The following is a 12,582-nucleotide window of genomic DNA, read 5'->3' as shown; positions in this document are numbered from 1 at the left end:
ACCGCCGACAATGCGGCGATGAAAACACCGGCCCGCCTGCAAGTGCTCCTCGACGAAGGCCTGATCGATGGCGTACTGCGGCAACTCAAGAGCGGCAAGGAAGCCGAGGTGTTCGTGGTGCGCTGTGGCGATGACACCCGTGCCGCCAAGGTCTACAAGGCCGCCACCGACCGCAGCTTTCGGCAGGCGGTGGACTACACCGAAAACCGCAAGGTCAAGAACAGCCGGCAGGCGCGTGCCATGGCCAAGGGCACCCGGTACGGGCGCGAGCAGCAGGAAGCCGCCTGGCAGAGTGCCGAGGTGGACGCCCTGTACCGTCTGGCTGATGCCGGTGTGCGCGTGCCCCAGCCCTTCCACTTCTTTGAAGGTGTGCTGCTGATGGAGCTGGTGGCGGACGCCGACGGCCTGGCCGCCCCGCGCCTCAACGATGTGCCCTACACGCCCGAGGCCGCACGCGAGCACCACGCGCTGCTGCTGCGCGAGGTGGTGCGCATGCTGTGCGCGGGCGTCGTGCACGGCGACCTGTCGGAGTTCAACATCCTGCTGGCCCAGGACGGCCCCGTCATCATCGACCTGCCGCAGGCGGTGGACGCCGCCGGCAACAACCACGCCGCTCGCATGTTGATGCGCGACGTGAACAACCTGCGCAACTTCTTCGGCCAGCACGCGCCAGAGCTGCTCGACACGCACCACGGCCCGGAGATCTGGGACCTCTACGCCGCCGGCCGGCTGAGCCCGGAGACCCCGCTGACGGGTCGCTACGAACCCCGGCCGGGCGCCGTGGACCTGAGCGCTGTGCTGCGCGAGATTGAAGACGCCCGGCTGGAAGCCGCCGAGCGCGACCTGCGCAGAGGAGCCGCGTCTTGAACACCACGCCGCCCCCGACCGCCTTGCCGGAAGATGTCAAGCCGGAAGACGCCATGCCGGAAGACACGACGGCCACGGCCACGCCGGCACGCCGCACCCCGCTCAGCCCGAAGAAGCTTCTGCTCAGCAAATGGACGGCGGTGCAGCCGGTCAACCGCGAGAAGCATTTCGTCGTGGTGCGGGTGATCCAAGCCGAGCCGCCCGCTGTGCGCATCGAACAGATCGAGCTGGAGGCCGTGCACTCCCGGCGCGTGCTGCAACTGCACTGGCGCGACCTGACGGACGCCCGGGTGTGGCGGCAAGGCTGGGTCTGAAGCGCTGTGCAGCGCGGTTGGCAAAGGGCTTGCCCGAGTCCACCAGAACGCGGTTGTGCGGCCCGTGGTCTTGTGTGGGACGGCGACATCGCCCAGACCTCCGAACCTAGAATCGCGCCCTCCGGAACCCACCTGCCGACACCGTGTCGGCATCGAGAGCCCGAGTGATGCGTCACTGGGGCTCTTTCACGTTCTGGAGCACAACTTGCCACGTCAGGAGCACGCGATGGGCGCAGCCGCCAGATCCACCCTCACGCCCGCCGATGTCTGGGCTGACCTGCAGGCCGTGCGCGCGCGCGGGCCGCTGGTCCACAGCATCACCAACTTCGTGGTGATGAACCTCAATGCCAATGTGCTGTTGGCGCTGGGTGCATCGCCCGTGATGGCCCATGCCCACGAGGAAGTGGCCGACATGGCCAGCATCGCGCAGGCGCTGGTGCTCAACATCGGCACGCTCGATGCGGCCTGGATCGAGTCCATGCGCATCGCCCAGGCCCGTGCCCACGCACGCGGCATCCCCGTCGTGCTGGACCCCGTCGGCGCCGGTGCCACGCCTTATCGCAACCTCGCGCTGGCCAGCCTGATCGACACCCACGCACCCAGCATCTTGCGTGGCAATGGCTCGGAGGTCATGAGCGTGGCCGGCCTGGCCGCTGCCACGCGGGGTGTCGACAGCGCCGCCTCATCGGACGACGCCGTCGCGGCGGCGCGGACCTTCGCGGCGCGCACCGGGGCGGTGGTCTGTGTCAGCGGGGCGATCGACCATGTGGTCGATGCCGACGGGCGCTGGGTCCGGCTGGCCAACGGTCATCCGTGGATGACGCGCATCACCGGCGTGGGCTGCTCGGCCACCGCGATGATCGGCGCCTTCGCGGCCGTGCAGGGCGACGCCTGGCGCGCCACCGCGTCCGCCATGGCGGTCATGGGTGTGGCCGGCGAATGGGCGGCCGAGCGGGCGCAGGCGGCCGGTGGCGGTGTCGGCCGGATGCAGGGCGAACTGCTCGATGCCTTGCACCTTCTTGACGAGGCGACCCTGCTGGCGCGGCTGCGCGTGCTGGGTCCGCAGGCCAAGCCGGCATGAGCCGCTGGCGTCCGGCCCATGCGCTGTGCCTGGTGACCGATGCGGCGCTGTGCGGGCCGCGTGGCGTGCTGGCGGTGGTTGATGCGGCTGTGCGCGGTGGCGTCGGCATGGTTCAGCTGCGCGAGAAGACGCAAGACAGCCGCGACTTCGTCGAACGCGCCCGCGCGCTGAAGGCCTTGCTGGCCGGGCGTGGCGTGCCGCTGGTGATCAACGACCGGCTCGACATCGCCTTGCTGTGCGGGGCGGACGGCGTGCATGTCGGTCAGCGTGACGTGTCGGTCGACGATGTGCGGCGTTGGCTGCCGGACGCCATCGTGGGGCTGTCGATCGAGTCGCCGATGCAGCTGGCCCGCGTGCCCGCTGGCGTCGACTACCTGGGCGCCAGTCCCGTCTTCGCCACCGCCACCAAGGCCGACGCCGCGCCTGCACTGGGCCTTGCGGGCCTGGCCGCGCTGAAGGCGGCGACCGACCTTCCGCTGATCGCCATCGGCGGCATCCACGCGGGCAATGCGGCCGAGGTGCTGCGCCATGGCGCCGACGGCCTGGCCGTCGTCAGCGCGATCTGCGCGGCCGAAGACCCGCTAACCGCTGCTGCGTCGCTGTCCGCATGCCTGGCAGCGCAGCGACAACTCTCACGTCCCGATCGACGAGAAGACCGATGAACACGAGCGCAACCTCCCAACCGCCCCTTCAACGTTATGCCCGCGTGCTCAGCATCGCCGGCTCCGACAGCGGGGGCGGCGCGGGCATCCAGGCCGACCTGAAGACCATCGCGGCGCTGGGCGGCTACGGCATGACGGCGATCACCGCGATCACCGCGCAGAACACGCGCGGCGTGCGCGCGATACACGCGCTGCCGCCGGAGATCCTGGCCGCGCAGATCGATGCGGTGGTCGAGGACATCGGCGTCGACGCGGTCAAGATCGGCATGCTGCATGACCCGGCCGTCGTGCGCGTGGTGGCCGATGCCATCCGCCGACATGGCCTGACGCGGGTGGTGCTGGACCCGGTGATGGTGGCGACCAGCGGCGACCGCCTGATCGCCGAGGCGACCGTCGAGGTGCTGGTGCGCGAGCTGTTCCCGCTGGTCACGGTGATCACGCCCAATCTGGACGAGGCCGAACTCCTGCTGGGCCGTCGCATCGCTGGCATCGACGCGCTGGAAGACGCCGCCCGCGCGCTGGTCGGCCTGGGCGCGCCAGCGGCGCTGCTCAAGGGCGGGCATCTGCCCGGTGACGTGGTCGAGGACCTGCTGCTGTGTGGTCCCGATGATGCGCAGCCGCTGCGTCTGCGCAGCGCTCGCATCGCCAGCCGCAATGTGCACGGCACCGGCTGCACGCTGTCCAGCGCGATCGCCTGCCATCTGGCGCTGGGCCTGGCCTTGCCGCAGGCGGTGCAGGCGGCGCGCCAGTACATCCTCGCCGCCATCGCCGCCGGTGCGGACGTGGTCACCGGTGGCGGCCATGGCCCGCTCAACCATGGCCATGCGCCGCTGGCGACGGTTGTGGTTCGACCGGCCTGACCGGCCTGACGCGCCTGACAGGCAGACCCAGCGCGGGTCTGCGCGCCGGTCTCAGGCCTGACCGGCTGGCTCGACCGACTTGCCCGTTCCCGCCTGCAGACGCAGCAGGCTGCCCAGCGCCAGGGTCAGCACCAGCGCGGGTATGGCTGCGCCAAATTCCGGCAAGACCTTGGGGCTGAGGTGGAAGGTCGCGATGCCGGCGACCCAGACCAGGGCCGGGCCCCAGGCAATGGCCGTGTCGTGGCCGGTGGTGCGGCCGGTCAGCTGCGAGATCACCACGCCGAACAGCGGCACGAAGATCGAGCTGAGCATCAGCAAGAAGGGCTCGAGCGCGTGCATGGGCAGCACCATGGCCGCGCCGGTCGAGGCCAGCGCCATCACCATGCCCCAGCCGGCCAGGCTGCGGCGCGGCGACAGGAAGTTCAGCGAGACGGCGCCGGAGTGCACGTCGCCATAGGCGTTGTCCATCTCGTCGATCAGGATCAGGCCCAGCGCGATCAGGCCGCCCTGGGCCAGCAACAGCGTCGTCACCAGGTCCGCGCCCGGCTGCGACACGCTCACCACCAGCACGCCCAGGCCATAACACCAGGTGTTGGCCAGCGCATAGCCCAGCCAGGTGCCGCGCCGCGTGCTGCTGCCCGAGGTGCCGTGGCGGGCGTAGTCGGCCACCAGCGGCAGCCAGGAGATGGGCATGGCCATGACCAGGTCGACCGCCGCGATGGTGCTCATGCCGCCGCTGCCCGGGCGGTTCCAGAAGGCCTCGAAGCCCTGCGTCTGGGCCACGCCGATGAACTGCCAGCTCAGCCACAGCAGCGAGGCGATCACCAGCGGCAGGCCGTAACGGCCGATGAAGCGGCGCACCAGCGTGAGCATCGAGCCGCGCGCCAGGGCCAGTAGCACGCCGCCCCACAGCAGCGTGGCGGCATAGGGCACCCAGGCGGCCTCGAAGCCGCTGAGCTGCTTGACGATCGCCGCACTGCCGTCGCGCATGACGACCAGCTCGAAGGCGGTCCAGCCCAGCAGCTGCACGATGTTGAGCACCACCGGCAGGCGGGCGAAATGGCGGCCCAGTGTGATCGACATCAGGCCGGCGCTGGACAGCCCGCGCTCGCAGGCGATCTGGGCCGTCCAGGCCAGCAGACCGGCACCGACGATGCTGCCGACCACGATGGCCAGCAAGGCCGCCTGCGTGCCCATGGCGGGCACCAGGTAGGCGCCGACCTGCATCACCAGCAGGCCCACGCCGAGGCTGAACCAGAGGGCCGCGTGGTCACGCAGCGAGAAGACGCGCGGCAGCGTGCCGGCGGTCGAGGCGGAAGAAGAATCGGTTTGTTGGTCGGCCATCGTGTTCACCCGTGAGCGAGTGTTGGTTGAGCGATGGCAGGTCAGCGGCAACAGGGTCCGGCCGCGCCGCAAGGGCAGGGCATCTTGACCCTGTTCCATGCTTCCCTGCGCGAGGATTACCTCGTGACCCGGACGGGTCCTGACACCGCGGTGTCATCAGGTTCAAAGGGACTTTCTCAGCCGCCACCGACCACGAAGGTCGGGGGCAGCACCCCCAGCAAAGAACGAGGGCGCGACTGTAGCCGAAGCGTCATGCGCGCATGAAAAAAGCCGCCCGGCGGGTGCCGGGCGGCTGGGAGGTCTTCAGGGCCCTTGACCGTTGCCGGTCTAGGGCCTGGACCAGATCAGGGCGCGACGCGGTTGACGCTGATCGGGCTGAAGGCGCCGACTAGGCTGGAGCCCTTGACGCCCACCGTGCGCAGACGGTAGCGGTAGGTCGTGCCCGAGGTCAGGCCGGTGTCGATGAAGCCCGCAGTGGCGCGGCCGTCGACCGTACCGTCGCTGTTGACGACCGTGCCGGGCACCTTGGCGAAGTTCGTGCACGTCGCACCGGCGCAGCGCTGCAGCTCATAGCCACTGACGTGGGCTTGACCCGTCACCGGCCAGGTGATGCTGAGGCTACCCGCGCCATTGGCTGTCGCCACCGGGCGGCTGGCGGTGGGCAGGGCGCTGGTGATGGCGTAGCGGCTGGCAGACGCACCCACCGTCGTCCCGTCCATGGCCATCACTTCGTAGCCCACCAGCTGCTGCGTCGGCAGGGTGTTGGCGACCGTCTCGCGGTAGGTCGTCAGGTTGGCCGTCGGGATGTTGAACGTGGTCGCGGCGCCTGCGGTGACGAGGCCGGTGGCGGCGTCGACGGTCTGGGCACGGCGGATGACGCGATAGCCGGTCTCGCCCGACGAGTTGTCAACCCAGTTCAGGGTCGGACGGGTGCCGGTCGTCGCCGTCAGGTTGGTCGGCGCGTTCAGCACCGGAGGACCTGCCAACACCGACGCCGAGACGGGCGATTGCACCGCGCCCGCCCAGTTGCTCACGTCCACACGGTACTGGAACACGCCTGCCGGCACCGCAGCGTCGGTGAAGCTCATCGCGTTGGCGGCGGTGGTTCCGCCACCGGCCTTGGCGCTCAGGATGCCGCTGACGGCCACGAAGTTGCCCGCCGGCGTGGTGCCGGTCGCCGCCGTGCGGCGATAGACCTGGTAGCCGGTCTCGTTGGTGGCCCGGTCATTCCAGTTCACCGTGACCGACGTGACGCCATTGACGGTCGACACCGCGAGGGCCGGGGTGCGGAGGGTCGGCGAGGTCGGTGCAGTCACCGTGGTGAAGGCAGCCGTCTGGGTCGGTGCGCTGGCATCGGTGACGCCGGCGATGTTGCGCAGGGCCACGATCTGGTAGGCGTAGTTCGTGTTGGCAGCGCGGCCCAGGTCAGCGTAGTTCGTGCTGGCCGTGGTGGTCACGAGGGTGAACGCACCGGTCGCGCCGGTGCGGCGGTAGACCTGGTACTCGGTGGCGTCGGCCACGGCCGACCAGATCACGTCCAGAACGTTCTGGGCGGTCGTCGAAGGCGCGAAGCTCGCGGTCGCCGGAGCAGCAGGCAGGGCCAGGGTGGTGCCCGTGACCGTCTCCGAGCTGGCGGTGCCGACGCTGTTGAAGGCTTCGACCACGAAGGTGTAGCTCGTGCTGACAGCCAGACCGGACACGGTGGCGGACGTCGCGTTGACGCCGGCCGAGCCAACTTGGGTGCGAACGCCGACGGCATCGACCGTGTAGATGCGGAAACCGCTCTCGTTGTTGCCTTCGTGGGTCCAGGTCAGGGTCACGGTGCGGGCCGTCGCGGTGCCCACCTGCGGCGCGCTCGGCGCGGTCGGTGCCACGGCGGCGATCACACGCACCTGGGCCGTGGCGCTGCCACCAGCGGCCGAGTCCACGTGCACGATCGCCGGCGGTGCTTCGGTCGTCAGGGTGAACTGCGACGTGGCCGGGTCAATGGCGCCCAGACCGCGCACGGTCAGCAGCGGGTTGTCGCGCTTGTCGCCAGACGTCGCCGACACGCTCAGCGTGTTGCTGGCGGGGTCGAAGTCGGCCGTGGCGATGTCGACGAAGTCGACCAGCTGAAGGTTCAGCGCGGTCGGGTCGAACATCTGCGCACCGGTGGCCGAGACCGACGCGGTGTCGGAGGCGGTGACGGTCACGATGGGCGGCAGGGCCGATGCATCGGTGACGCCGACGGCGGTCGAGTTGATGCCGATGGCAGCGGTGGCACCGGCGGGGCTGACGACGCTGTGGTCCAGTGCGACAGCGGTCGGGATCCGGCCAGCGCCGAGCGGCACGGTCGGACCGTCGATCACGGTCACGCCCGCTGCGGTGGTCGATGCGGCGAAGGCCTCGACCTGACCAGCGCCCGTCGCCGAACGCGAGTAGGTGGTGCGGGTTGCGTTGATCGGGGTCTGCACACGGCCGTCGTAGACATGACCCTGAATCACGAACAGGTCGGTGGTCAGCGCGGTCTGGCCACCGCCGAAGTCGATCGGGGTGACGCCGTCCGTTCCCACGCCCGTCAGGGTGACGGTGTGGAAGCCGTCGGGACCGACGAAGCAGGGACCGCCGCTGGCACGGATCTGCAGGGCGCCGACGTCACCGCCGTTGCCCATGAAGCCGTTCTGCGGGTAGCCCTCGCCGATCAGGAAGGGGCCCACGCCACCGATCGTGGTGGAGTTGGCCGTCAGGCCGCGGTCGTAGGTGACGAAGATGTCGCGGTTGCCGGTGGCGCCGACGACATCGAACTTCTCCGTGCCGTACGGGTAGGTCAGGGTGTAGGTGCCATCGGCCGGCGCGTCGAAGACGTAGCGCAGGCGCAGGAACGGGAACTGCGTGCCGTCGATCAGCTTGCCATCGGGCGTCTCGCCCAGGAAGGCGGCTTCTGCGGCCATGCCGAGGCGGAACACGACGCGACCAGCTTGGTCAGCCAGGAAGACGTCCGAGGCCCACCAGAACGACTCGCCGCCGGACTGGATTTGCAGCGACAGCGGATCGTCCGGGTTGACCGGGTCAAAGAAGCAAAGATTCGGGTCCAGGCAGCGTTGCAGCGTGAGGCCTGTGGAGTCGGTGACGTACTCCGGGAAACCCGTGGCCGGGTTCATGGGGCCGGAGGTGACGGGCGTGGCATTGCTGGCGGACTTGGAGGTGCCGACGATCTCGCAGGAGCCAACCTGGGCGGTGGCCGCTGCTGCGTAGAGTTCCAGGGCCGTGGCGACCAGGGTGACGATGAGTTTGCGCTTCATGATGTTCTGGCTCCGGATCACTGGTTGACGATGGTCACGGGCTTGCTTGCCTGACCGCCGAAGGAGGAGCGGACGGTGACCGTCGCGGGAACGGCCGGCGACGCGGTGGTGACGCTGCCATTGACCAGGGGGGAGTTGTCATTCACCAGCGTGAGGCCAGGTGTGCCAGCGGGGCCAGTGCCGTCGTCGCTCGACGCGGCATTGACAGCCAGCGTGCACGTGCGTTGCAGGCCGGTGCCGGAACAGGTGGCCGTGGCGCTGTTGATCGTGACCAGGTCGGTGACGGCCAGGTTGGCCTGGACGTTCGGCTCGGACGGCACGACCGTGTCGATGCCCGTCACCACGATGGTGGCCGGAACGTTGGTGACGGGGGTCGATGCGAAGAAACGTGCGCCATCGCGCTTCAGCGTGGCCACGGCACCATCGATGGTGGCCGAGACGACCGCCGTGGTGCTGGTGCTGCCGACGACCATGGTGTTGACCTTGGCCTCGCCAGCCTGACGGGTGTAGTACACCGCGTCGACCGACATCGGGACGGCCGCACGGGGTGCGAGCTTGCCGAACACCGTGAACTGCGTGTTGGTCAGGATGTTCGAGCCACCGTTGATGTCCAGCGGGGTGATGCCGTCCGGTGCGAATGCGGTGACGCGCACGAAGTTGGCGTCGCACGGGCTGCCGGTCACGGTGGTCGGGGTCAGGCCGTCACCGATGTAGACCGCCGGGTCCACGTTGCCGCGGTTGTCAGCGATCAGGAAGGGCGTGACCATGCCAGCGTTGCTGCCGGGCGCGAACGTGATGTCGATCGGCTCGCTGATCTCCGAACGGTTCTGACCGTTGCCCGGGTCGAGCAGCGTGGTGACCGTGTAGGTCTTGCGGCTCCACGGCGTCTCGACGTGGTAAACGCCACGCTTGGCGACGTCGATGCGGGTGCGCAGGCGCTGGAACTGGGTCTCGAAGCCAGGGGCTGGCGGATCGCTCAGGAAGGCCGATTCGACGCCCATCACGATGACGGCGCGCAGGGCGGGGGCACCCGCTGCGTCGACGGTGTCGAACACGCTGTCGGCCAGGAACCAGAATGCCTCGCCGCCGCGGTTCAGGGCCGACGTGTAGGCATTGGCCGGGTTGACCGGGTCATAGAAGCAGGGCGGCGGGTTGCCGTCGGCCGTGACGCTGTCGGTGCAGATCTGCAGACCGACGCCGTTCGAGTCCACGACCCATTCCGAAAACGGTCCGCTCCAGGTGCCGGTCGCGGGTTGTTGCACGATGGGGCCGGCCGTGAACGGCTTGGCCATGTTCGCCGAGCACGCCATGCTCCAAGGCGTGACCAGCACGCTGGTGGCGAGGAAGGCTACCTGGGCCAGGATTTGACGCTTCATCATCTTCATCTTTTCCCCCGTGAGGGTTGGTTTGCGGGTGAGTGCCGGGCCGTGAGACCGGGCACATCTCTCTCCTGTCGAAACGGCTGTCAGAGCCATCGCCGCGTCGGCGTGGGCTACAGGAGCCCGGCCACCCATTTCGGGGAGGCCGCCGACGCCACGGTGGACTGGCATCGCTAGAGATGTCGCAAGACCTAAGCCATACTTCCTGAACAGAACACAACAACACATCGGGATGCAATGTTGTGAAGAATTGCTCGACGACAACGTGTTGCCCCATGTTGACGACAACAAGGGGCAAGGACATGAATCGGTCAAACAGTGGGAAGGAGACCCGTCTATTTGGGGATTTGCTCCACAAACCATGGTGGATATGCCCCAGATTCCCATGCGCCCGACCACTCGTTTGGGTGTTTGAACCGGCCGGGTTGCGAGCGGTTTGATACAGGTCTCTTTCAGTAGTCGCACATCAAGTTCGTGCTTGTATCTGCTGCATTAAGAGTTGCTAATGACGTTTGGCCGATGCCCGTCACACGGCCCCCGCCAGCCGGCCGCTCCGGCCGCTGCCAGCCCCCATGCCATAATTTTTGGCCCGACCCGGCCCCAGGCCGCGCGTCGGCACCCAGCCGGTTTTGCCTTCAGGCTGCCCGTAGCTCAACTGGATAGAGCAGCTGCCTTCTAAGCAGCAGGTCGGGGGTTCGAGTCCCTCCGGGCAGGCCACAACATCGACGGCTCCCGCTTCATGGAGCGCCGCGTGCGCGTGGAAGGCATGGACCCGTCGTGTACCTCCTGACCAGGAACCGTGTCGCGCTGCGGCGCTGGCTGTTTTATTTGGCCGGGGTGTCGATGCTGCCGGTCCTGGTGTTCTCGGCCCACGTCGTGCTCGAATACCAGCGGTCGTCGCGCGAGGCCATCCTGGCCGACCTGGTGGATCGCACGCGGTCCCGGGCCGTGGAGGTGGAGCGGGTGCTGCAGGCCACGACCCAGTCGCTGGCCGCGCTGGCCGAGAGTGGCGCGGCGCAGGCTGGCGACTGGCGCGAACTGCACGCCCATGCCCGGCGCTTCATCGACCGTGAGCGGTCACTGCAGGCGGTGACACTGGTGGACCGCGAAGGCCGGCTGGTGTTCTTTTCGGGCGCGCCTTACGGTGCTGGCGCTTTTGCCGTTGGCGACACGCCATCGGTCGACGTGGTGTTCCAGACCGGCCGACCGCACGTCTCGACCGCCTTCCACCGGCCCGTCTGCCCGACGCCGGTGGTGGCCGTCTCGGTCCCGTTGCGCGTCGATGGCGAGGCCCGCTACGTGCTGCGCGGCATCCTTCGCACCGCGACCTTCGACGCCCTGCTGTCCGCCAAGTCGGTGCCAGAGGGCTGGGTCGTCGGACTCGCCGACAGCCAGGGCGTGCTGATCTCGCGCTCCCTCAACCCGGAGTCGTTTGTCGGGCGCTCGGTCGCACCGGTGTTCCTCGAATCGATGCGCCGGGGTGACGGTCGGCCGTCGGCCGGGCAGACGCTCGATGGCGTCGCATCCACAAGCGTCGTTCTGCCGGTCTTCGGCGGCAACTGGTACCTCGGCGTCGGCGTGGCCGACACGGTTCTGAACGCGCCGCTGGCCGCGTCGATCCGCCACATCGCCTTGCTGGCCGCCGTGTGGCTGGCGCTGGCCATGGCCTTGGCGCACCGCCATTCGAACTTCTTGATCCGGCAGGTCCGGCTGCTGGTCGCGTTTGCGACCACCGACGTTGCCGTGTCCCGTCCCAAAGAGGGCTTGCGCATCCAGGAGTTCGAGACGGTGCTCGACGGCATCGAGCACACCCGCCACCGCACCCGTCAGGCCCTGACCGAGAAGGCCGATGCGATCGAGCAGCGCGAGCAGGTCTTCGACCTGTACGAACGTGCGCCCTGCGGCTACCACTCGCTCGACCGACAAGGCCATGTGCTGCGCATGAACGAGACCCAGCTGCGCTGGCTGGGCTACCGCCTGGAAGAACTGGTCGGTCACCCCTACACCGACCTGCTGACCGACGCGAGCCGGGCCCGCTTCGCCGCGGCCTTCCCGGTCTTCCTCGTCAAGGGCCACGTCGACAACCTTGAGTTCGAGCTGGTGTGCCAGAACGGCAGCCTGCTGCCGGTGGCGGTCAGCGGCTCGGCCATCTACGACGCCGAGGGCAACATGGTGGCCACGCGTTCGACGGTGTTCGACCTGTCCGAGCGCAAGCGCCTGGAGGCCCAGCTCGAACAGCTGGCCCGCACCGACCCGTTGACCGGGCTCGGCAACCGGCGCGACTTCGAGGAGCGTGCCCTGCATGAGCTGCAACGCGCGCGCCGCCTGGACCGGCCGCTGGCGGTGCTGATGCTGGACGTCGACCGCTTCAAGCAGGTCAACGACCTCCACGGCCATGCGGTGGGCGATCAGGTGCTGCAGGGCGTCGCTCAAGCGTGCCGGGCCCAGCTGCGTGACATCGACCTGCTGGCGCGGCTGGGTGGCGAGGAATTTGCGGTCCTGTTGCCGGAGACCTGGCAGACCGAAGCCGTCGACGTCGCCGAACGACTGCGGGCGTCGATCGCCACGCAGGCGGTGACCTTGCCGTCCGGCCTGATGGTGCCCTGCACGGTGTCGATCGGCGTGGCCTCGCGCGAAACGGCCGACGACGTGGTGGCGACGATCCTCTCCCGTGCCGACCAGGCCCTCTACGCGGCCAAGCGGGCAGGGCGCAACCGGGTGATGGTCTTTGAGCCGGCGGACATCGTCGGCTGAGCGAACGGCTGTCGCGGGGCGTCGGACGCGCCCGGACCGG

At 68.9% G+C, this 12,582-nt stretch carries 9 protein-coding genes and 1 tRNA gene; 7 read left to right on the top strand and 3 right to left on the bottom strand.

Features of this window, described 5'->3' with window-relative positions; translation table 11 throughout:
• Positions 1-18: 18 nt before the first annotated feature.
• The 5 genes from EV685_RS08250 to thiD all read left to right on the top strand — a co-directional run bounded on the left by EV685_RS08250 (position 19) and on the right by thiD (position 3,784).
• Positions 19-867 carry a PA4780 family RIO1-like protein kinase gene (locus EV685_RS08250; protein ID WP_130481506.1) on the top strand — a complete coding sequence of 283 codons (849 nt, stop codon included), beginning with the start codon at positions 19-21 and terminating at the stop codon, positions 865-867.
• Positions 864-1,181 carry a TIGR02450 family Trp-rich protein gene (locus EV685_RS08245; protein WP_338054438.1) on the top strand — a complete coding sequence of 106 codons (318 nt, stop codon included), beginning with the start codon at positions 864-866 and terminating at the stop codon, positions 1,179-1,181. The genes EV685_RS08250 and EV685_RS08245 overlap by 4 nt, the downstream gene beginning before the upstream one ends.
• 226 nt (positions 1,182-1,407) lie before the next feature.
• On the top strand, positions 1,408-2,262 hold the full coding sequence (gene thiM, locus EV685_RS08240) for a hydroxyethylthiazole kinase (protein ID WP_130481505.1): 855 nt from the start codon (positions 1,408-1,410) through the stop codon (positions 2,260-2,262).
• A complete protein-coding gene (thiE, locus tag EV685_RS08235; protein ID WP_130481504.1) occupies positions 2,259-2,924 on the top strand; it encodes a thiamine phosphate synthase in 666 nt (221 codons plus the stop codon). The genes thiM and thiE overlap by 4 nt, the downstream gene beginning before the upstream one ends.
• Positions 2,921-3,784 carry a bifunctional hydroxymethylpyrimidine kinase/phosphomethylpyrimidine kinase gene (thiD, locus tag EV685_RS08230; RefSeq protein WP_130481503.1) on the top strand — a complete coding sequence of 288 codons (864 nt, stop codon included), beginning with the start codon at positions 2,921-2,923 and terminating at the stop codon, positions 3,782-3,784. Before thiE ends, thiD begins: the two co-directional genes overlap by 4 nt.
• 51 nt (positions 3,785-3,835) lie before the next feature.
• Here thiD and EV685_RS08225 read toward each other — a convergent pair whose 3' ends face one another.
• The 3 genes from EV685_RS08225 to EV685_RS08215 form a co-directional block, all read right to left on the bottom strand.
• Entirely contained in the window at positions 3,836-5,128 is a 1,293-nt protein-coding gene (locus tag EV685_RS08225) for a purine-cytosine permease family protein (RefSeq protein ID WP_207224783.1), read from the bottom strand.
• A gap of 344 nt (positions 5,129-5,472) precedes the next feature.
• A complete protein-coding gene (locus tag EV685_RS08220) occupies positions 5,473-8,409 on the bottom strand; it encodes a fibronectin type III domain-containing protein (RefSeq protein WP_130481501.1) in 2,937 nt (978 codons plus the stop codon).
• A 17-nt stretch (positions 8,410-8,426) separates the two neighbouring features.
• The gene (locus tag EV685_RS08215) at positions 8,427-9,785 is read right to left on the bottom strand and encodes a hypothetical protein (protein WP_130481500.1); all 1,359 of its coding nucleotides are present in this window, start codon (positions 9,783-9,785) and stop codon (positions 8,427-8,429) included.
• A 643-nt stretch (positions 9,786-10,428) separates the two neighbouring features.
• Between EV685_RS08215 and EV685_RS08210 the strand changes: the two genes are divergently transcribed.
• Both EV685_RS08210 and EV685_RS08205 read left to right on the top strand, forming a co-directional pair.
• Positions 10,429-10,505 (top strand) — tRNA-Arg (locus tag EV685_RS08210).
• A 60-nt stretch (positions 10,506-10,565) separates the two neighbouring features.
• Entirely contained in the window at positions 10,566-12,542 is a 1,977-nt protein-coding gene (locus EV685_RS08205) for a sensor domain-containing diguanylate cyclase (protein WP_130481499.1), read from the top strand.
• Positions 12,543-12,582 lie beyond the last annotated feature (40 nt).

The sequence above is a fragment of the Sphaerotilus mobilis genome (assembly GCF_004216565.1).
In the GTDB taxonomy this organism is placed as follows: domain Bacteria; phylum Pseudomonadota; class Gammaproteobacteria; order Burkholderiales; family Burkholderiaceae_C; genus Sphaerotilus; species Sphaerotilus mobilis.
The sequence above is the reverse complement of the archived record's forward strand: the minus strand, read 5'-3'. Positions and strand labels throughout refer to the sequence as shown.

What these genes read in the sequence shown, in the direction of transcription:
- EV685_RS08250 (WP_130481506.1), top strand. Translation starts at nt 19, where the DNA reads ATGAAAACACCGGCCCGCCTGCAAGTGCTCCTCGACGAAGGCCTGATC.
- thiM (WP_130481505.1), top strand. Translation starts at nt 1,408, where the DNA reads ATGGGCGCAGCCGCCAGATCCACCCTCACGCCCGCCGATGTCTGGGCT.
- thiE (WP_130481504.1), top strand. Translation starts at nt 2,259, where the DNA reads ATGAGCCGCTGGCGTCCGGCCCATGCGCTGTGCCTGGTGACCGATGCG.
- thiD (WP_130481503.1), top strand. Translation starts at nt 2,921, where the DNA reads ATGAACACGAGCGCAACCTCCCAACCGCCCCTTCAACGTTATGCCCGC.
- EV685_RS08225 (WP_207224783.1), bottom strand. Translation starts at nt 5,128, where the DNA reads ATGGCCGACCAACAAACCGATTCTTCTTCCGCCTCGACCGCCGGCACG.
- EV685_RS08220 (WP_130481501.1), bottom strand. Translation starts at nt 8,409, where the DNA reads ATGAAGCGCAAACTCATCGTCACCCTGGTCGCCACGGCCCTGGAACTC.
- EV685_RS08215 (WP_130481500.1), bottom strand. Translation starts at nt 9,785, where the DNA reads ATGAAGCGTCAAATCCTGGCCCAGGTAGCCTTCCTCGCCACCAGCGTG.